Here is a 20,223-nt window from a genome sequence, read left to right as displayed (position 1 = left end):
GGATCGGAATAATCGAGAAAATCGGTATGAAGCGCTTTTTTGATCTTGTACGCATATTGGCCACTTAAAAGTACCCAGGAAATATGCGTTTCAATCAGGGAACTGGCCGGCTCCGCTTCTGAAAGCATCGCCAGCCAGTTTTGTATCAATCGATTCTGGAGAGACAAACCGGTTTGCATAGTTTTACCCAATCCCTTCACCTGTCACGTTGTAGGCTACCGACCGACTTAATCAGGCGATAAAATATGGAATAAACATAAACCGGTTTGTCTCTACCGTCCTTCGTCTTTGTCAAATCAACTCAATCGATGAAATTTTTTTCCTTCGACATGCGAGGGAAGCCGTTTTTTCCCCAGATGGAACGGTAGGCATATTTGGCACCGATAATGCCACCGCAAACGGAAACAATCAGCGATAAAGTCACGCCGACAAAGACCATCCATGCTGCAGCACTGACCGCCCGGATCAACTGGTCAGGTGAAATCAGTGGCTGGGTCGTGACGACTGCCGTGCTGCCGATCTGATCCATCGCGTTATTCACAACCGACACGGCTCGTGACGATTCGATACCAAGTGAAGTCAGATAAACGATTGCTTCCTCGCGTTGTCCTGCCTGTAAATACTGCTGCAATTGCTGGAAATTGGCATTATTCAGTTCACCCCCGAGTTCCTGGCGCAATTGCGCAGAAACAGCAGGGCTCACTGTATTGGCCGGAGCTGAATAGACGACCGTCGTATTGGCGGCCGACATCATGCCATTCAGTATAGAACCCGCTGCGGTTGACAGCATCAGCGCAAAAACCAGCATCGAAACAGCCCAGGTAACGGCACCGAACATGGCACCATCGCCTTTTCTGCGCGAACCTGACAAACGGGAAGCAAAAAAACCGCCCGCAAATGCTGAAATCAGCAGGCTGACCAGTGTCCAGAGCATCGGGCCGAAACCGGCACTCTCACCTGTTGCGACACTGCTGATCGTCGAAAGGCCACCGGCAATACCCAGGATTCCCAACAATGTCTGTACGGAAATACCGACGACAACACCTGCAAAAATGGCACTCCATCTAATTCCGGGAAGCATGAGTCTTTTCGCATCCTCAGGCGAAATCGGTTGCCGTTCGACAACTGAACTTTCCTCAATTTTTACTGCCGTCATTTTCTTTCTCCTTATCCATGTTTTACGTCAGGCGACGTTCGGATATTGTTTGCATCGTCCGGAAAAAATAACGGGGAGCATCTTTGCAAAGCAAAGCCCCCCGTCATCATGCCGAATAACGGCTTGAACCGGTTACTGATAATCCTGTTTTCAAACAGGGCTCATTGCCGGTTTTTCCTTTAGCTTCTTGCGCTCGTTGCCGAACGTGGAGCCGAGGAACGGGAGCTGCTTGCTCCACCTTTACGACCGATCGCCGCCATATGTGCACGGTTTTTACTGACTGCTGCACCACCTTTGCGACCGGCTGCACGAGCTTCTTCTGAAGTAAATTCATGAGCCGTTCCTTTTTCATGAGCCGCTTTGCCACCCATGCTGGCGATCTGGCGCTGTTTTTCGGGACTCATTGCGGCAAAACCGCGTTTTGCAGGAGTACTGCGGGAACTTGAAGATTTGGAGCCGGCACTCATACCGGATTTGCTCCCCGCTCTGCTTTTGGATTGTGAAGCCATGTTAATCCTCCTTGTGATAATTCACATTTCAGTCGGAAACTCGTTGAATTCCTGACCTCGTTTTAATGAATCAATCGATTAAAAGATTTCATTCATCGATAACAACACTACGACGACTTGGAGACGGCCTTCTGTTAAAAGTTCCTGATTCGCTTTTTATTGCCACATGGAAAATAAATATTGAATTAACAGAGAATTAATCTGACAGTGAAATAAAAGATAAATTTCAAGCGCTTTATAGACATCTATTACGTTAAAAAGAAAAAATATTGTTTCCTTAAAGAAATTCATGCAAAAAAAATACGTTTTTAATCGTTTCCTTTCAATGGTTTACTGACGCATTTGATAATAATCAATAGCAAAATTAACAACTTAGCCTATCATGTAGGAAAATTCCTATAAGAAACGTTATTATTCCTACATTCAGATTAAGCTTCAGCTGATATGCATCGTTTGGTTAAATTGACATAATTCAAACAACGCAACTGATTCAATAAAGAAACAAACCTTTCTCAATGAATCAGTTTCCCGAAAGAAAAATTCATAAATCATTTTAATTGGAGGTATCGATTATGTTTTCAGCCAAACCAAACGACTCTTTCGCCGACATTTCAAAAACCTCCTCTATGGAAGCCGGAAGACAGAAAAATGGAAAACTCTGGTCCAACCTGAAAGATATCTGCACTTTGTTGCGCATCCCGGTACCGGCCAATACGGCAATGGCAAATGAAGAAGTCCTTTTCCAGCATGTCCAGTTCAAAACCGGCCAACGCATTCACACAATCGGTCAGCCATTCGAAATGCTTTACATCGTCAATTCCGATTTTCTGAAAACCGTCATGATCGACGAACTGGGTAATGAACAGGTGCTTTCCTTTCCGATGAAGTCCGACTTGCTGGGTGTCGATGGCATCCACAGCAAATTCCATTCTTCCGAAGCAGTTGCCTTGTCCGACTGTGACCTGATTCTGGTTCCTTTCAAGAAACTGACTTCTCTTGGCAAAACCTATCCGGAACTGGAACATGCCATGTATGGCGTCATGAGTCGTGAACTCGTTCGCGAACAGGCGATGATCTGCATGCTCGGAACCTTGTCAGCTGAAGGAAGAGTCGCCCGTTTTCTGGTTTCCCTCTCTGACCGCTTCGCCCAGATGGGATATTCCCACCGCATTTTCAACCTGCGCATGACGAGACATGAAATCGGCAGTTATATCGGTTTGACGCTTGAAACTGTCAGCCGTACCTTATCGGCCCTTCATGAAATAGGCTGGATCAGCGTCGATCAGAAAACCATTGAAATCAAGGACCTTCCAGCCTTGCGCAATCTTCGCAGACTGCCGACAGCAAAGGCGCGCAAAGAAAAAAAGTCCGCCTCGGTAGCGGCCTTGCCTAAAGCAACGGATGCCGGTCAACATGCTTCCGCCTGATCACTAGCAGACAAAAAGAAAGGGGATCGAATGATCCCCTTTTTAATGTTTAAAACGATCGCGCCATAATCCCTCAAAGCTGTACCAGACGTTCTTTCGCTTTTTTAGCCGCGCCTGATTTGGGGTATTTTCTAGCCAGCTCGGAAAGTGTCTTTTTGGCACCGGCAATATCGTTCAAGCCGATCTGGCAACTTGCCATATTCAGCATGGCATCAGGGGTAACCTGATTTTTGGGATAGCGCTTGACGACAGCAGATTGCTGTTTCAACGCATTTTTATAGTCACCCTGCAAATAGTAGGCATTTCCCAATTGATACTGTGCCGATGCAATCAGGTTTGATTTCGGATATTGCTTCAGAAAGCTGTTGTAAGCCGACACAGCTCCCTTGTAGTCACCTGCCTTGAACTTGTCTTCCGCTGTGGCATAAGCCGCATTTTCATTGCTGTCAGCAGTCGATTCCTTTGCAGCAGCCGTCGCCTCACGTGGTTCCAGTTTTTTCAAACGCGTATCAAGATCCAGATAAAAATCTTTCTGGCGTTCTTCCATCGTCTTGACCTGGTTGGTCAGAACTTCAATCTGTCCACGCAACCTGGCGATTTCATCACGTAATGCGTCATCCTGATTAGTCAGATTCACTCCACTCGATTTGTCCAGTTTCGAGTTTTCAAGATCTTTTACCTTGGCGCGTAAATCCAGAATGGACCGACGCGCTTCGTCATCTTCAAAGAAACCGGCATGTGCCTGCGATATCGGCAGCCATGTAGCGGCAACCAGCAGAGCGATGAATAAACGGGAGGATTTTTTCATGATTATTGATAAACAATGTCGGCACGACGGTTTTCAGCCCAGGCAGCTTCGTTATTTCCCGTTGCTTTCGGCTTTTCCTTGCCGAAGGAAACGGCTTCGATCTGGCTGTCGGAAACGCCCATCAGATTCATGGATTTGCGAACGGCTTCGGCACGTTTCTGTCCCAAAGCCAGATTGTATTCCCGGCCACCGCGATCATCGGTATTTCCCTGAATGACGACCTTCCTGTCTTTATGGCTGTTCAGATACTTGGCGTGAGCCTGTACAACCGGTTCATACTGGCTGCTGACGACAAAACTGTCGAAATCAAAATAAACGCTACGCTGGGCGAGTTCACCTTTCGGATCGTTTAACGGATCGAGCGATCCCGCCGTCACGGTTCCAACCTGACGCGAATCCATTGACGATGACGAACCCGAAGCGGATTTGTCTTCAACAGGTGCATTTTCATCCAGTTTCACTGATGAACCGCAAGCTGTCAGGATCAAGGCGCCTGACACGATAACGACCAACTTCTTCAAATCAAGCATGATAATTCCCTTATAAATGTTTACTTCATGAATGGACCCCAGGAGGGTTCACGAACATCTGAGGCTTTCATCGACAAACGCTGTTTGACACGCCCGTCAACCGAAACCACCGAAAGAGCGCCACGACCGCCATTGGTCGCATACATGATGAACTGTCCGTTTGGCGAAAAACTTGGCGATTCATCTCTTGAAGTATCAGACAGTCTCTGTTCCTGACCGTTCGTCAGATCCAGCAGATAAAGCTGATAACCTCCCCGTCTTGAAATATACGCCAGTGACTTGCCGTCCGGCGAAACACGGGGACTGATATTGTAATTTCCGTGGAAAGTCACGCGCTGCGGATTGCCGCCATTAACGCCGACCTTGTAAATCTGTGGGCCGCCACTGCGATCGCTCGTGAAATAAATCCACTGGCCATCAGGAGAAAATTGCGGTTCGGTATTGATGCTTCTGGTCTGTGTGATCTGCTTTAAGGCCCCACCATTGGCACTGACAGTATAAACCTGCGTATAGCCGTCTTTCGACAAGGCCACAGCCAGCCTGCTTCCATCAGGAGACCAGGACGGCGCTGAATTATTACCCTTGTAATTGGCCACCATTGTCCGCTGGCGTGTCACCAGATTCTGTACGTAAACGACCGGTTTTTTGGCTTCGAACGAGACATAGGCGACCCTGGTACCGTCTGGAGACCATGACGGGGAAATAATCGGTTCTTTCGACCTTAAGGCAACCAGTTTATTGCCGCCGTCCGCATCGGCGATTTCAAGCCGGTATTCGTTGCCTGTCTTGGTCACGTAAGCGATACAGGTTGCAAAAATGCCCTTATGACCTGTCAGTTTTTCATAAATGTCATCCGCAATTTTGTGAGCGGTCACCCGCGTCATGGAAGCGGGAGCAAGCATCGACAAGGCAGACAACTGGCTTGACTTGCCCAGATCGAAAAGGCGATAGCGAACGTCGATCTTTCCGTCAGGTGATTTGACAAGCGTTCCGACGACCAGAGCATCCGCCCCCTGCGCACGCCATTTCCTGTAATCGATATCAGCCGATTCACCGATAATCGCATCCGTACCGATCAGCCTGAACATCCCGGTTCGTGCCAGATCGGCCTTGATGATATTGGTCACTTTTTCAGGTGCGGTCGCTTCATTGGAAAAACCGGCAATGACGATGGGAATCTGTTTGTTTCCGACACCGGCAATATCGATGTTCAGCACTTCCTGTCCAACAGCCTGAGCCGACAGGAAAACAGAGAAAACCAGTAACAGCAAGGAACGGTAAAATGATTTCATAGTCACATTCAGTCTTTCGGTTTATGTGTTACAGAGAACCTGGATGGAACACGTCCTGTCTTGTCTTTTGGATAAGGCGCTGACTTTTCAATGGCTCTCAACACCGCTTCATCGAACCCCGGGATACCAGACGACTTGCGTTTACGTATATTACGCAAAGTTCCGTCCGGCAGCAATTCGACATCATAAATAACGGGGGGATTCCCCATGATCGCCGACGATGCATTAAACGAGGTGTTATTCTTGATTTTGGTTCTCACCTTGGCAATATAAGCTGCGTCGGCCGTTCCGGGTCCCGTCGAGCGGGCCGCTGTTCCGCTGCCTCCCGTTCCGGTTGGACCCGTTGTCCTCGTACCGCCACCGCCGGAGCCCTTGCCTTTCCCGCCGCCGCTGCCGCCTCCGGCAATCCGGCGAGCTTCCTGATCCAGGAGCGCTTTCGCCCGTTTCTGTGACGCAGCCGCTTCAGCTTTCTGTTTTCGGCTAGCTTGCTCCGCTTCTTTTTTCAGGCGAACCTGCTCTTCCCGCTGTGCCCTGGCTTCATCCGCCCTTTGTTTGGCTTCCGCTTTTTTGCGGTCTTCTGCCGCTTTCTTTTCCGCTTTTTTCTTCTCCTGCTCCAGTGCGATATCCGGACGTGCCGTCACTTTCGGTTCTGGCGTTGCCTCTTTTACAGCCGGAGCGGGAGGCGGAGGAGCGCTTTCTTCCTGTGCCTGTAGTTCTGCCTGTTCAGCAGCCGCCAGTTCCGACTGTTCACCAGCTGCGCGTGGAGCGGCCTCGCGGACCTTGATATCCCAGACTTCTGCTTCCACGGTATCACCGGTCTCGCTTTGCCAGCTGACGCCAATCCACAGGAAAACCAGAAGTGCAAGATGTACCAGCAAGGCCAGCACAAAAGCAGGCTTCAGCTTTTTTTCTTTCGGTATGGCGAGCAGACTGTTTTCCATTATCTTGCGAGTACCCCATTTACCTCGTCGCCAGTCCTACCCGGCTGATACCCATCTTTTTGGCATCGGATATTACCTGCACCACTTCGTTATAAATAATATTCTTGTCCGCCGCGATCAACACAGGCAAATCCGGATTTTCCGCATGTATGACCTGCAGGCTGTTTATCAGTGCATCCCTGTCTGGGACCGATTCGAAAGTGTCCTTTCCCTTGCCGGGCCGGTGAATCCCGATTTCAGCAGAAACGTCCGGGCGCAGGGAGATCTGGATATAGTCAGTTGGGGGCAACGCCGTTTTCTCGGCTGAAGGCAAATCGACCGTACCCGGATTCGTCATCGGCGCCACGACCATGAAAATAACCAGTAGCACCAGCATGACGTCGATATACGGGACGACATTGATTTCGGACTTGAACTTGTTTTTGCGGCCGCTTCGCAAGGAACCTGAAATCTGTTCTGACATGGCTCACCTACCGTGACTGTCTCTGGAGAATGTTGGAGAACTCTTCGATAAACGTTTCAAACCGGATGGACAGGCGATCGATATCGTGAGAAAAGCGGTTATAGGCCACCACAGCCGGGATAGCTGCAAACAGGCCGATAGCCGTCGCAATCAGCGCTTCCGCGATACCCGGTGCAACCGTTGCCAGCGTCGCCTGATGCACGTTCGCCAATCCGCGAAAAGCGTTCATGATGCCCCAGACCGTACCGAAAAGGCCGACATAGGGAGAAACCGAACCGACGGAGGCCAGAAAGGCCAGATGGGATTCAAGACTGTCCATTTCACGCTGGTATGCGGCACGCATGGCACGGCGGGCACCGTCCAAAACGGCAACGGTATCCTGTGCCGTATGACCTGAAATGGCGTTTTTACCCTTGATGTATTCACCCATACCGGCATGGAAAATTCGTTCCAGTGCACCAGTTTTGCTATTGCTTCCTGCGCGCTGGTAAAGATTTTGCAAGTTGCCGCCAGACCAGAAAGCATGTTCGAAACTGACGGTTTCAGTCCGGGCGCTTTTGATCGCAAACATTTTCTGGAAAATAAACGTCCAGCTCATAAGGGAAACGACTACGAGCAAAGCCATAATGAGCTGAACCAGCAAAGACGCATTGGAGATCAGCGAAATAAACGAAAGATCTTGGGAAACAGTCATTTTATAAAAAGTAAAAACATTGAAAATCCGCCTGCACCGGACATCTGCTTATCCCGGTACAGCTATCCCTTAATTGCCGGCAAGTCCGTCACGCATCTTTTTGGCAATTTCATCCGGTATGGCAGTCGGCCGTATGGTTTTTCCATCCACACAGACGATTGTCACACTGCATTTGTTCAATTCATCTCCCTCTTTTAAAACGGTATGCTCGAACAACATGGAAGCGCCTTTCAACTGCGCTACCTCTGCCGTTACCGTCAATTCATCGTCAAGCAAGGCCGGACGCCTGTAATCGATCGACACGTTTTTGACTACAAAAATAATATTGTGTTTGTTTTTCAGTATTTCCTGACTGATACCCAGCGAACGGAGCCATTCGGTACGTGTACGTTCGTAAAATTTCAGGTAATTAGCGTAATAAACGACACCCTCTGCATCAGTGTCTTCATAGTAAACCCGGACAGGCCATTCGAATAAAGAGGACATAATGTCATTGCGAGTGAAAGATGAGCATAAGCTAGCGCTTTAGACGGTAACAATCAAGCTCTATTTTCCGAAAAATTGTTACAAATGAAACTTTCAGTAAAAGATTCTTTTCAAATCGTCCACAACCGGCATGAAGGCCAGAACCAGCAGAAAAACAGCAAGAGGAATCGTGGCACTATATCCGATCAGTTTGAATCCGAAAGCCCCGGCCACCCCGCCGAAGAAAAACATGAACAGGAGAGACCCGAGCAGCATCAGCTTGCTGCGGTTCGCCTTCACATAAGCCTCGTCTTCCCGGTCGATTTTCCGGTTCCAGTAAAAAAGCTTGCCGAGCTCGATTCCGATGTCGGTCACGATACCGGTCATGTGTGTCGTGCGAATGACGGAACGGGAAATACGGGTAATGATGGCGTTTTGCAGTCCCATCAGGAAACAGAGCAACATCACGGTTATGGATACGAAAAGCCCCATATGACGATGAAGTTTGGCTCCCAGCATGCCGAAACAGAGGAGAAGGCCGGCTTCCACAATGAGCGGCAACGCATATTCACTTTGCAGGCGTTTTCCCCGTGCCCAGTTAACGAAGAGTTCCGTCAGGGCGGCACCGGCAATAAAACAGATGAGTGCACCGACACTGGCAAGGGCAAGATTGATATTTCCGATGATGAGGCCATCGGCCATACTGGAGATAATCCCCGTCATGTGCGAGGTATATTGCTGGACAGCCAGAAAACCACCCGCATTCATCGCACCGGCGATGAATGCCAAAGACAATCCCAGGTGGATATCCGCTTTGACGCTTCTTTCCACACTGGTCAATTTGCGCAGATAAAAGATCAGCATAGACTTCTATAGAAAACAAGCTTGAAAACCAAATTACCCGTACTGCAAATACCTGTCTGCCGGATTTACGCTTTCGGCAGAGTCACCCCAACCTGCCCCTGATATTTCCCACTCCTGTCCTTGTACGATGTTTCGCAGACTTCATCGCTTTCAAAGAACAGGACCTGTGCACAGCCTTCCCATGCATAAATCTTGGCTGGCAACGGGGTTGTATTGGAAAACTCAAGTGTGACGTAACCTTCCCATTCCGGTTCGAAAGGCGTTACGTTGACAATGATGCCGCAGCGGGCGTAAGTCGACTTGCCGAGACAGACCGTCAATACATTGCGCGGGATACGGAAATATTCAACCGTCCTTGCCAGCGCGAACGAATTGGGAGGAATAATGCAGACGTCGCTTTTGACATCGACAAATGAATTTTCATCGAAATTCTTGGGATCGACGATAGTACTGTTGATATTCGTGAAAATCTTGAATTCGTCGGCGCACCGGATATCGTAACCATATGAAGAGACGCCATAAGAAACGATTTTTTTATCATTGACGGAACGGACCTGACCGGCTTCAAACGGTTCGATCATTCCGTGTTCTTCGGCCATGCGCCGGATCCATTTATCAGATTTGATGGTCATATTGACTGGCAAGAAAAAATTCGGTCATTGCAACAAATGTTTTTCATCCACTTTTTGCTGCACACATTTTATTTATTTTACCTTGGATTTCCCTCTACGGAACACTTGGACGAAGCCAGCAGGAGATTTCGCAAGGATTTTTTCGGGAAAGTGATTTGACGGAACTGTCCGTTTGAAGGAAATCACGCCAACACTGATACAATACCGGATATATAAATGGATGAATATCCGATTTTTGAAACGCCATTTAAGCAGACAAAACCCATGAACCTTTCGAATCATTTTCTGATAGCGATGCCATCGATGCATGATCCGATATTCGGTGGAACGGTTGTCTATCTATGTGAACATAATGACTATGGCGCGCTTGGTGTCGTCATCAACCGTCCCATGGAGCTGACGCTCGACCATTTGCTTGAAAAACTGAACCTTAAACCCGAAATCCCCGCGCCATTTGAAAAACCGGTCATGTTTGGTGGTCCGGTACAGGATGACCGTGGTTTCGTTCTGCATACTCCGGACGCGAAATTCAATTCCATGCTGACCATTTCCAATGACGTGGCTTTTACGACTTCGCGGGATATTCTCGAGGCCATTGCATCAGGAGAAGGTCCTGAAAAAATGCTGGTCAGCATTGGTTACGCCGGCTGGAGCGCCGGACAGCTGGAACAGGAAATCAGCCACAACGGCTGGCTGACGGTATCGGCCGATCCGTCGATCATTTTTGATTTGCCGATTTCACAGCGTTATACTGCTGCGATAAAGCTATTGGGTTTCGACCCGAACAAACTGACTTATGAGGTTGGACACGCCTGAGAAAACGACATACCGCTTATCAGGTAAAGAAAAAATGAACAATACCCCGGGCGTCATTCTCGCTTTCGACTTCGGGCTGAAACGGATTGGAACCGCTATCGGCAACGAATTGTCCCGTACGGCACGGCCTCTTGAAATCATCAACGCCGAAGCCAATGATATCCGTTTTGCCAAAATCGGCGAACTGATAGAAGAATGGCAACCGGTAAAACTCATAGTTGGACTACCCTCCTATCCGGATGGAACCGAACATGAAATGACCCGGCGCTGCAAACGCTTTGCCAACCAGCTTCGCGGTCGTTTCTCGCTTGAAATCATTATGGTCGATGAACGGTATTCCTCATCCGTTCTCCATTTTCAACGTGGCAAGGCTGACGATGCTCACGCAGCTGCCCTTATTTTGCAACAATACTTCGATGAATCAATCTCTGACTGAACTGAACGCCGAAGCTTTATATCAAAAGCTTTTGACACAAATCCGCGAAGCTCTGGCCAACACTCCGAAAGTCGCCGTGGTCGGTATCCGCTCCGGGGGCGCCTGGATCGCCGAGCGTGTCGTGGACGATCTGAAACTCGATAATCCACCTGGATTCATCGATGTTTCCTTTTACCGCGACGACTATGCCCAGAAGGGATTGCCAGCCGAAGTCAAACCTACCCAGATTCCATTTGACGTGGTCGATTCCACCATTTTATTGATCGACGACGTTCTTTATACCGGCAGAACGACCCGGGCAGCGATCAACGAACTGTTCGATTACGGGCGCCCGGCCCGCATTCTTCTGGCTGCACTGGTTGACCGTGGTGAACGCGAACTGCCGATCGCAGCCGATTTTGTCGCTGCCCACGTTTCCCTTGAAAAAAACGAGAAGCTGGTTTTGCAACGTTTGAATGACAACACTTTTTCTCTGACGGTGGAAAATGCCTAATCCTCAACTGAACAGCAATGGCGAGCTGAAACACCTTCTGGCCCTGAACGGCTTGCCGAAAGACATCCTGAATTACATTCTCGATACGGCTTCTTCCTTTGTCAGTGTCTCGGACAGGGAAGTCAAAAAAGTGCCTTTGATGCGTGGGAAAAGCGTTTTCAACCTCTTTTTCGAAAATTCGACCCGTACCCGGACGACTTTCGAAATCGCCGCCAAACGCCTGTCGGCCGACGTCATCAACCTGAACATTGCGGCATCCAGTACCAGCAAGGGGGAAACGCTGCTGGATACGGTCGATAACCTGACCGCGATGAGCGCCGACATGTTCGTTGTGCGTCACGACCAGTCCGGAGCGCCTTTTCTGATCGCTAGCCACCTGAATCAACACAAGCTGGATCACATTCACGTCGTCAATGCCGGTGACGGACGACATGCCCATCCCACACAGGGCCTGCTCGACATGTACACGATCCGGCACTACAAAAAAGATTTCACCAATCTGAAAGTGGCCATCATCGGCGATATTTTGCATAGCCGTGTCGCCCGTTCCGACATTCACGCCATGAAAACGCTGGGTGTCCCAGAAATCCGGGTCATCGGCCCGAAAACGCTTTTGCCGTCTTTCATGGAAGACATGGGTGTCCGTGTTTTCACCAATATGGATGAAGGCTTGAAAGACGTCGACGTCGTCATCATGCTGCGTGTCCAGAATGAACGTATCAACGGCGCCCTGCTGCCGTCCACGCAGGAATTTTTCAAGAATTACGGCTTGACGCCTGAACGTCTTGCGCTGGCCAAACCCGATGCCATCGTCATGCATCCGGGTCCGATGAACCGGGGAGTTGAAATCGATTCCGCTGTGGCTGATGGCAAACAGGCCGTCATCCTGTCCCAGGTAACCTTCGGCATTGCCGTCAGAATGGCCGTCATGAGCATTCTGGCAGGCAACTAGGTTCAGGACTAAAAGAAAGAATAACCGGACAGTATTGAGGACATATTGGTATGAAACTGCTTATCGCAAACGGAAGACTGATCGATCCGGCCAACGGCATCGATGGCATTAAAAATATCGCCATTGCTGACGGGAAAGTATTGGCTGTAGAAGACGCTGGCAAAGCCATCGAAAATTTCACTCCTGACCGTACGATCGATGCCTTAGGCCTTGTCGTCTCTCCGGGTTTTGTCGATCTCTCTGCCCGTCTTCGTGAACCGGGTTATGAACACAAGGCGACGCTGGCTTCCGAAATGCAGGCTGCCATGCAGGGTGGCGTCACCAGCCTCGTCTGCCCTCCTGACACGGACCCTGTTCTTGATGAACCGGGACTGGTCGAAATGCTGAAGTACCGCGCAGCTGCCTTAAATCAGGCACATGTTTATCCCCTGGGAGCCCTGACAGTCGGCTTGAAAGGACAAGCCCTGACCGAAATGGCCGAGCTGACCGACGCCGGTTGTATCGGTTTCTCGCAAGCCAACGAACCCATCATCGATACGGAAGTCCTGCTGCGTGCCCTGCAATATGCCAATTCGTTCAATTACAGTACATGGTTGCAGCCAGAAGATCCTTACCTTTCGAAAAAAGGTATGGCCCATTCCGGACCGGTTGCTGCCAGATTGGGTTTGTCCGGCATTTCCTATATTGCAGAAACGATCCGTTTGCACACCATTTTCGAACTGATACGTGTTACCGGCGCACGCATCCACCTGGGACGCCTTTCTTCCGCAGAGGGTATCGAACTGGTTCGTCAGGCGAAAAAAGACGGTTTGCCCGTCACTTGCGACGTCGGCATTCACCATATCCATCTGACGGAAGACGATATCGACTTTTTCGATACCAATGCCAGAATGACCCCGCCACTCCGCTCCAGAGCTGACCGTTTGGCAATCACAGAAGGCCTGCTGGATGGTACTATCGACGCAATCTGCTCCGACCACACGCCGGTGGATGACGATGAAAAACTCCTGCCTTTCGGTGAAGCCACCCCGGGTGCAACAGGACTTGAACTGTTGTTGTCCCTGACGCTGAAATGGGGACAATCCCTTGAAAACGATCCATCCAATCTGTCGAAAGCGATCGCAAAAATCACCTCCGACCCGGCCGGTATTCTTGGCAAGAATTGCGGAAAACTCTCCGTGGGCGACAAAGCCGACATCTGTGTGTTCGATCCTTCTGAAAGCTGGACTGTCGAGGCGTCAAAACTGGCAAGCCAGGGAAAACACACACCGTTTCTGGGACGTGAAATACCGGGACGCGTTCGTTTGACCATTGTGGAAGGCAAAGTCACTTTCGAACGATAAAATAGCGTCAGTATGAAACCACTTCTGACCCGACTGCGTTTGTTGCTTCACGTTTCAGGTGCGCTATGGACGACTTCCGTCCTGTATCCCTTTTATGGTGAAGCCCGGCGCAGTCGATATGTCCAGAAATGGTCGAAAAAACTGCTCGACATTTGCGGCGTAAAAGTCAGGGTTCATCATCCTGAACGGTTGTCATCAAAAGCGCTTATCGTGTCCAACCATGTATCCTGGCTGGATATTTTCCTGATCCATTCCGTCACTCCCTGTCACTTCATTGCCAAGGCAGAAATGGCGGACTGGCCCATTATCGGTTCACTTGCCAAAAGCACTGGCACGCTCTTTCTGGAACGCAGCCGTACCCGTCACCTCAAAAGCACACTCGAAACCCTGGTCAAATATCTGAAAGCCCGGGAACGCTGTATTTTCTTCCCTGAAGGGACGACAGCAAAACAGGGAGAGCTTTTGCCATTTCACCCGAATCTTTTCGAAGGCGCAATCCATGCTGAATTACCGATACAGCCTTTTGCCGTCAAATACGTCAATCACATGGGAGAGTTTGAAGATGCAGTCGATTTTTCGGGTGATATCGGCATGAACGAGAACGTTAACAGCATCCTCGGCAAAGACCGCATTTTTGCCGAACTGACGCTTCTGCCTGTCATTGACAGCAATGGGAAAAGCCGCAAAGATTTATCCGAGCATGCCCGCAAGGCGATTATGTCCGTTCTGCCCCAAACGGTTCAAGAAAGTCGGGACAAGCCACCTGAAACACAGACCGATCATCAAGGCGGACAGCGGTAAGTTGCCCTCCCCATACACAGCCAGTATCCAGCGCAATCAAATTGTCACGTAACAGCAGGCCCAACGTTGACCAGTGGCCGAAAACAAGCGTCACATCCTTTGTTTTCCGATCCGGCACGTCAAACCAGGGCATATACCCTGCAGGGGCCTCAGACGTTCCCATCTTGCTGGCAAATTCCATTTCACCATCTGCCTTGCAAAAACGCAGACGGGTCAACCCGTTGACGATACAACGCAGACGTGCCGTTCCTGTCAGACCGTCATCCCATTGGTTCGGTACATTCCCGTACATTTCTTTCAGGAACGCTTTCCAGTCCGAACCACGCAATACCATTTCGACTTCATGTGCCAGTTCCATCGTCTTGTTCAAATCCCACTGCGGCAAGACACCGGCATGAACGAGCAAATAATCGTCATCCGTATAGGCCATGGGACGATGTCTGAGCCAATCGATCAGCTCGTCACGATCAGGAGCATCAAGAATAGGTTGAATCGAATCGCCAGGTTTAATCTGGCCGATACCCGCAGCCACAGCCAGCAGGTGGAGATCGTGATTGCCGAGTACGGTCACAGCCTTTTCTTCCAGATTTTTTACCTGACGCAAGGCATCAAGCGAATTGGGACCGCGGTTGACCAGATCACCTGCGAAAAGGAGTTTTGCGTATGGCGATTCCCTTTCAATCATTTCCAGCAGTTCCTGCATCTGGGGCTGGCACCCCTGAATATCGCCCAATGCATAGCTTGTCATGGCTGTTTTTTCTCAATACGATGAAAAAGCCAGTCTATACGAAAACGGGTTTTTACGGATGCCGAAAAATCAATTTCCCGATACGGAACACCGTACAAAGAATGTGAATGGGCTTCATGACGACTTGATCTGATTTATCTCATTCAATTTAGCTGACGCACAGGCTATATGCTCAGGTAAAATGACGTTTTAAAACCGATTATTTGTCTCCTAGAAAAAACGAACCATGACTCAGGCAATTGACCAGGCAACCGTCATCCAGTACCTGCTGGACAATCCCGATTTTTTTCAGAAAAACGCGGGCATTCTTCCCGAAATGCATTTGACCAGCCCCATTCTCGGCAAAACCGTCTCTTTGCATGAACGGCAGATGGAAGTGATGCGGGGAAAATACAAAACGCTGGAGCTCCAATTGTCCAAACTGATGCATACTGCACAGGACAATAAGGCTCTCGCTGAAAAAATGCTGGACTGGACGCAGGCGCTTTTGAAAGAAAAGAACGACGTCGACATGCCCCAGACACTTGTCATGAGCCTGAAATCCGTTTTTGCGGTACCAGACGTTACCCTGCGGCTCTGGAACGTCCGTGAAGAATATTCGATGGCATGGTTTACGCAATCCGTCACTGAAGACATCCGCAATGCCGTCAAAACCCTGAAAACACCTTATTGCGGAAAATCCGACAATATCGAAGCGCTGACATGGTTCACCAATATGGCAGCCATTCGCTCAACTGCCCTGATTCCGATTCGTGAAAACACCGACTCCGAAGCATTTGGTCTTCTGGTATTGGGATCGCCCGACAAAGCCCGGTTTCAGGAAGATATGGCAACGGACTTTCTTACCGACATCGGCAAAATGGCAAGCGCCGCCCTTGGTCGCCTGTTAACCATCGGATGAAATGGATGACACCGGCCACTCCACAGATACCGTCCTGATTGGCCGGTATCTGGATACATTGACCGGACAAAGACAATTATCCGACCAGACTGTCATTAATTACCGGCGCGATCTGGAAGAATTGATTGAACTTGCCAATCAAACAAAATTGGCTACTCTTTCATCGAGTGACATTCGTCGTTTCACTTCAAAGCTGCACGCGAAAGGACTGAATCCGCGCTCCATCAGCCGAAAACTGTCGGCATGGCGCGGTTTTTATCGCTGGCTGATCGAGGAAAATCTCACGTCTGCCAATCCCGTTGAAGACATTCACGCGCCAAAAAAGAACAAACCTCTGCCTAAAGCTCTCTCTGTCGATGATGCTGTCCGGGTTGTCGCGAGTACCTCGGAAAAAGAAGCAGTCGAACAGGATAGGGCAACCCTGTTATGCAATCACGCCATGTTCGAGCTGCTTTATTCCAGTGGTTTGCGCGTATCCGAATTGACCAGTCTTGATATCCATGCCATCAAAGACACCGGATATCGTTCGGCCAGCTGGATCAATCTGGAAGAAAAAGAAGTCACTGTCACAGGCAAGGGCAATAAAACCCGGATTGTCCCGATTGGAGATGCGGCCGTTCATGCCATCAGAAACTGGTTACTCACCCGCGAAACATTGATTGACCCGTCCTTACAGCAGGAACATACAAATGCCCTTTTCATCAACTCGAGAGGACGGCGTATATCGCCCAGAACAGTCCAGTTGAGGCTGAAATCACATGCAAATGCGTTGGGATTACCGGTTAGCGTCCATCCTCATGTCCTGCGCCATTCCTTTGCTTCCCACATTCTCCAGTCTTCCGGCGATTTGCGCGCCGTACAGGAAATGCTTGGTCATTCTTCCATTGCATCAACTCAAATTTACACCGCACTGGATTTCCAGCGATTGGCTCAGGTTTACGATGCAGCGCATCCCCGCGCCAAAACAAAAAACGAAAAGAACAAGTAAATTCAGTAGGAAATAAAAATCAGGCAGCTTTTTGCCTGACCCATTATCTGATTAGCGAAGGATAGGAAACCGCCTGACTTTTTGCTGGACAGACAAAAAAGATCGGCTCTGCATATCCCCGCCATAAAAAAGTTGCTCCGGGGGTCAATATACACAAAAAAGGACAGCCGAAGCTGTCCTTTTAACCATTCAAAGAACCGGAATTCTTAGAATTTGTGAGTAATACCGACCTGTACACCGGTAACGGAATCTCTGTTAGAGCCGTTCAGGTTGTACCAGCCAGCGATTTCTTCGTCGTTATCGGTATAGGCTACGTTAGCGTAAACAGATGTGCGTTTGGACATATCATAGGTATATCCCAAAGCATATTTGTTGGTGCTGCCGTCAAAGTTCGTACCAGCAACTTCGACCTTACCGCGGTTATACGATGCGCCAATGGTGTGAGCACCGGTCTTGTACTGCAGACCGACGATCCAGTCTTTTTCTTTCAGGGTGCCGTCAACTGCTTCGAACAGTTTCAATCTGGAATCCTGATAGCCCAAAGAAACCTTGAAACCGGCATAGCTGTATGCACCACCCACGTTCCAGGTATAGGAATCGTTGGAATCGGCCGCTCTGTCATAGTTGGCCAGCAACAGGATTGGACCGTTGTCGTATTTCAGGTTGACTGCCCAGCCGTCATTACCAAGCTGATCATAGTAATTTGACATTAAAGTACCACCTTTGGTGTTCTGACCCAGGGTATAGGTCGCACCAAAACCGAAACCGCTCCATAATGGGCTGTCATAACGGACGGTATTGCTGAGTTGTTCGGAGCGCAGCAGATTGGCTTTGGCCAAAGAGGCGCCGACACCATACTGGTTGAACGGATCCAGCATACGGAAGGTTTCAACCGACAGGTTGTTCACACGGCCCAGACGAACCTGACCCCATGCGTCACCCTTCAGACCGACATTGGAAGCACCAATCCAGTCAGCTTTCTTTCCACTGATGAAGTCATTGTAATTCCAGTTTGCTCTGTCCAGAGTTTCCAGATTTGTGCTTTCTGGATCCTGTGTATCGATTACGCCAGAATTTGTCTGTGTACCATCATTCAGATTGAAACGGCGTTCCAGTTCAAAGGTCGCTTTCATGCCGGAGCCCAGATCCTCGACACCACGGAAGCCGATACGGCTGTCGACATTGCCGCCCATGCGAACGTCGGAACCAGTTTCCTTGACCAGACCGGTATCAACGACACCATAAATGGTGACGTTGGATTGTGCATGCGCTACACCAGCAGCAGCACCCATCACAGCCAATGCAATAAGAGTTTTTTTCATTGTTTTTACCTGATTATTTTAAAAAGGAAGATAAAAAAACTTTTCAATTATTCTGATTGAAGACAAGTTATCATCTCTTGCCAGTTACCATTGTAAATAAAGAACCCTGTCTTTAATCTTTTCGTTACAAAAAATCCCCTTTTTCCGCTGTTTCCTTACAACAAATTTCCCTCTCGTTGCCCTCAATTTTTCAGGCCATCAGAAAATTATTTCTTATACAAAAAATGCAGCATCTTTTTAACACTCGCTTGCCGGTTTTTAATTCTGTTACTTATCCTTCACAATTAATAAACATTTTCCAGCATTCAAAACAAATTGTTTAAAATCGAATTGATTTTGAATCAACAATAAAAAAAGGCAGCCGAAGCTGCCTTTTCGCTTTTTGAAGAATCGGTTTTCTTAGAATTTGTGAGTGATACCAAGCTGTACACCGGTAACGGAATCCCTGTTCGAGCCATTCAGGTTGTACCAGCCAGCGATTTCTTCGTCGTTATCGGTATAGGCTACGTTAGCATAAACAGAAGTACGTTTGGACATGTTATAGGTATACCCAAGAGCGTATTTGTTAGTGCTGCCGTCAAAGTTCGTACCAGCAACTTCGACCTTACCGCGGTTATACGATGCACCGATGGTGTGAGGTCCCGTCTTGTATTGCAGACCGACGATCCAGTCTTTTTCTTTAAAGGCACCGGTACCCGCTGCTTCGAACAGTTTCAATCTGGAATCCTGATAGCCCAAAGAAACCTTGAAACCGGCATAATTATAGGCACCCCCTACGTTCCAGGTATAGGAATCGTTGGAATCAGCCGCTCTGTCATAGTTGGCCAACAACAGGATCGGGCCATTATCGTATTTCAGGTTGACTGCCCAGCCGTCATTGCCAATCTGATCGTAGAAGAGAGCAGAAGGAGTACTGCCTTTGCTGTTCTGACCCAGGGTATAGGTCGCGCCAAGACCGAAACCGCTCCAGGATGGGCTGTCGTAACGGATGGTGTTGCTGAGTTGTTCGGAGCGCAGCAGATTGGCTTTGGCCAAAGAGGCGCCGACACCATACTGGTTGAACGGATCCAGCATACGGAAGGTTTCAACCGACAGGTTGTTCACGCGGCCCAGACGAACCTGACCCCATGCGTCACCCTTCAGACCGACATTGGCAGCCCCAACCCAGTCAACTCTCTTTCCACTGATGAAATCATTGTAATTCCAGTTAGTTCTGTCAACATTTTCCAGGTCAGCAACGTTAGTGATTGGATTGTTGATATCAAACTCTGGAGGATTACTCTGTGTTCCGTCATTCAGGTTAAAACGACGTTCCAGTTCGAAAGTCGCTTTCATGTTGGATCCCAGATCTTCAACACCCCGGAATCCAAGACGGCTGTCAACGTTGCTGCCCATACGAAGGTCGGTACCGGTTTCCTTGACCAGACCGGTATCGACGACACCATAAATGGTCACATGGGATTGAGCGTATGCAGCACTCGCCGACGCACCCATGATAGCTAATGCAATAAGAGTTTTTTTCATTGTTTTACCTATATAAAGTGAATGAAGACAAAAGTCATGTTCATTATTTGCAAAACTCTTTTTTGCCATTTGACGAGAAACATACCGTTCTCCTTTTGAAAGGTCTTGTGATTCTTTT

23 protein-coding genes are annotated in these 20,223 nt (G+C 49.0%); 9 read left to right on the top strand and 14 right to left on the bottom strand.

Annotation, left to right across the window (positions count from 1 at the left end; translation table 11 throughout):
* Window positions 1-301: 301 nt before the first annotated feature.
* Window positions 302-1,156, bottom strand: a complete 855-nt coding sequence (locus BRW83_RS04230) for a hypothetical protein (RefSeq protein ID WP_005881280.1) — start codon at window positions 1,154-1,156, stop codon at window positions 302-304.
* 179 nt (window positions 1,157-1,335) lie between these two features.
* Entirely contained in the window at window positions 1,336-1,665 is a 330-nt protein-coding gene (locus tag BRW83_RS04225; protein WP_005881282.1) for a KGG domain-containing protein, read from the bottom strand.
* Between the two features lie 626 nt (window positions 1,666-2,291).
* Between BRW83_RS04225 and BRW83_RS04220 the strand changes: the two genes are divergently transcribed.
* A complete protein-coding gene (locus BRW83_RS04220; protein ID WP_086131822.1) occupies window positions 2,292-3,092 on the top strand; it encodes a Crp/Fnr family transcriptional regulator in 801 nt (266 codons plus the stop codon).
* A gap of 73 nt (window positions 3,093-3,165) precedes the next feature.
* On the opposite strand, the gene ybgF is transcribed toward BRW83_RS04220, so the two are convergent.
* From ybgF to dcd, 9 genes are all read right to left on the bottom strand, one after another.
* On the bottom strand, window positions 3,166-3,900 hold the full coding sequence (gene ybgF, locus BRW83_RS04215; RefSeq protein WP_005881286.1) for a tol-pal system protein YbgF: 735 nt from the start codon (window positions 3,898-3,900) through the stop codon (window positions 3,166-3,168).
* 2 nt (window positions 3,901-3,902) lie between these two features.
* Window positions 3,903-4,430 (bottom strand): peptidoglycan-associated lipoprotein Pal, encoded by a 528-nt coding sequence (gene pal, locus BRW83_RS04210; protein ID WP_036603067.1) that lies wholly within the window; start codon window positions 4,428-4,430, stop codon window positions 3,903-3,905.
* A gap of 20 nt (window positions 4,431-4,450) precedes the next feature.
* Window positions 4,451-5,722 carry a Tol-Pal system beta propeller repeat protein TolB gene (gene tolB / locus BRW83_RS04205; RefSeq protein WP_005881291.1) on the bottom strand — a complete coding sequence of 424 codons (1,272 nt, stop codon included), beginning with the start codon at window positions 5,720-5,722 and terminating at the stop codon, window positions 4,451-4,453.
* Window positions 5,723-5,730: 8 nt separating this feature from the next.
* Window positions 5,731-6,663, bottom strand: a complete 933-nt coding sequence (gene tolA / locus BRW83_RS04200; RefSeq protein ID WP_005881293.1) for a cell envelope integrity protein TolA — start codon at window positions 6,661-6,663, stop codon at window positions 5,731-5,733.
* Between the two features lie 19 nt (window positions 6,664-6,682).
* Window positions 6,683-7,126: an ExbD/TolR family protein gene (locus BRW83_RS04195; RefSeq protein WP_005881295.1), complete on the bottom strand. Its 444-nt coding sequence runs from the start codon at window positions 7,124-7,126 to the stop codon at window positions 6,683-6,685.
* Window positions 7,127-7,133: 7 nt separating this feature from the next.
* The gene (tolQ, locus tag BRW83_RS04190) at window positions 7,134-7,820 is read right to left on the bottom strand and encodes a protein TolQ (RefSeq protein ID WP_005881297.1); all 687 of its coding nucleotides are present in this window, start codon (window positions 7,818-7,820) and stop codon (window positions 7,134-7,136) included.
* Between the two features lie 69 nt (window positions 7,821-7,889).
* Window positions 7,890-8,306 carry a tol-pal system-associated acyl-CoA thioesterase gene (gene ybgC / locus BRW83_RS04185; protein ID WP_005881299.1) on the bottom strand — a complete coding sequence of 139 codons (417 nt, stop codon included), beginning with the start codon at window positions 8,304-8,306 and terminating at the stop codon, window positions 7,890-7,892.
* Window positions 8,307-8,399: 93 nt separating this feature from the next.
* A complete protein-coding gene (locus BRW83_RS04180; protein ID WP_005881301.1) occupies window positions 8,400-9,149 on the bottom strand; it encodes a YoaK family protein in 750 nt (249 codons plus the stop codon).
* A 65-nt stretch (window positions 9,150-9,214) separates the two neighbouring features.
* On the bottom strand, window positions 9,215-9,781 hold the full coding sequence (gene dcd / locus BRW83_RS04175; RefSeq protein ID WP_005881303.1) for a dCTP deaminase: 567 nt from the start codon (window positions 9,779-9,781) through the stop codon (window positions 9,215-9,217).
* A gap of 264 nt (window positions 9,782-10,045) precedes the next feature.
* Here dcd and BRW83_RS04170 point away from each other — a divergent pair, with 264 nt between their 5' ends.
* Genes BRW83_RS04170 through BRW83_RS04145 form a run of 6 tightly spaced genes read left to right on the top strand, consistent with a single transcriptional unit; the run spans window position 10,046 to window position 14,622 of the window.
* Window positions 10,046-10,597 carry a YqgE/AlgH family protein gene (locus tag BRW83_RS04170; protein ID WP_231284501.1) on the top strand — a complete coding sequence of 184 codons (552 nt, stop codon included), beginning with the start codon at window positions 10,046-10,048 and terminating at the stop codon, window positions 10,595-10,597.
* A 34-nt stretch (window positions 10,598-10,631) separates the two neighbouring features.
* On the top strand, window positions 10,632-11,033 hold the full coding sequence (ruvX, locus tag BRW83_RS04165) for a Holliday junction resolvase RuvX (RefSeq protein WP_036603070.1): 402 nt from the start codon (window positions 10,632-10,634) through the stop codon (window positions 11,031-11,033).
* Complete coding sequence (gene pyrR / locus BRW83_RS04160) at window positions 11,014-11,526, top strand: bifunctional pyr operon transcriptional regulator/uracil phosphoribosyltransferase PyrR (RefSeq protein WP_005881308.1); 513 nt, start codon at window positions 11,014-11,016, stop codon at window positions 11,524-11,526. The genes ruvX and pyrR overlap by 20 nt, the downstream gene beginning before the upstream one ends.
* Window positions 11,519-12,478, top strand: coding sequence for an aspartate carbamoyltransferase catalytic subunit (locus tag BRW83_RS04155; protein ID WP_005881311.1), 960 nt, complete (start codon window positions 11,519-11,521; stop codon window positions 12,476-12,478). Before pyrR ends, BRW83_RS04155 begins: the two co-directional genes overlap by 8 nt.
* 50 nt (window positions 12,479-12,528) lie before the next feature.
* A complete protein-coding gene (locus BRW83_RS04150) occupies window positions 12,529-13,821 on the top strand; it encodes a dihydroorotase (RefSeq protein ID WP_005881313.1) in 1,293 nt (430 codons plus the stop codon).
* Window positions 13,822-13,833: 12 nt separating this feature from the next.
* The gene (locus BRW83_RS04145; protein ID WP_036603071.1) at window positions 13,834-14,622 is read left to right on the top strand and encodes a lysophospholipid acyltransferase family protein; all 789 of its coding nucleotides are present in this window, start codon (window positions 13,834-13,836) and stop codon (window positions 14,620-14,622) included.
* On the opposite strand, the gene BRW83_RS04140 is transcribed toward BRW83_RS04145, so the two are convergent.
* Complete coding sequence (locus tag BRW83_RS04140) at window positions 14,537-15,370, bottom strand: symmetrical bis(5'-nucleosyl)-tetraphosphatase (protein WP_005881316.1); 834 nt, start codon at window positions 15,368-15,370, stop codon at window positions 14,537-14,539. The two genes, BRW83_RS04145 and BRW83_RS04140, sit on opposite strands and share 86 nt — an antisense overlap.
* A gap of 226 nt (window positions 15,371-15,596) precedes the next feature.
* On the opposite strand from BRW83_RS04140, the gene BRW83_RS04135 reads away from it, so the two are divergent.
* Both BRW83_RS04135 and xerC read left to right on the top strand, forming a co-directional pair.
* Window positions 15,597-16,271, top strand: coding sequence for a DUF484 family protein (locus BRW83_RS04135; protein WP_005881318.1), 675 nt, complete (start codon window positions 15,597-15,599; stop codon window positions 16,269-16,271).
* Between the two features lies 1 nt (window position 16,272).
* The gene (xerC, locus tag BRW83_RS04130) at window positions 16,273-17,259 is read left to right on the top strand and encodes a tyrosine recombinase XerC (RefSeq protein ID WP_036603073.1); all 987 of its coding nucleotides are present in this window, start codon (window positions 16,273-16,275) and stop codon (window positions 17,257-17,259) included.
* 206 nt (window positions 17,260-17,465) lie between these two features.
* On the opposite strand, the gene BRW83_RS04125 is transcribed toward xerC, so the two are convergent.
* Both BRW83_RS04125 and BRW83_RS04120 read right to left on the bottom strand, forming a co-directional pair.
* Window positions 17,466-18,581 (bottom strand): porin, encoded by a 1,116-nt coding sequence (locus BRW83_RS04125; RefSeq protein ID WP_005881322.1) that lies wholly within the window; start codon window positions 18,579-18,581, stop codon window positions 17,466-17,468.
* 399 nt (window positions 18,582-18,980) lie between these two features.
* Entirely contained in the window at window positions 18,981-20,105 is a 1,125-nt protein-coding gene (locus BRW83_RS04120; protein WP_005881324.1) for a porin, read from the bottom strand.
* Window positions 20,106-20,223: the final 118 nt, after the last annotated feature.

The organism is Oxalobacter formigenes (assembly GCF_002127965.1).
Lineage (GTDB): Bacteria > Pseudomonadota > Gammaproteobacteria > Burkholderiales > Burkholderiaceae_D > Oxalobacter > Oxalobacter formigenes.
The sequence above is the reverse complement of the archived record's forward strand: the minus strand, read 5'-3'. Positions and strand labels throughout refer to the sequence as shown.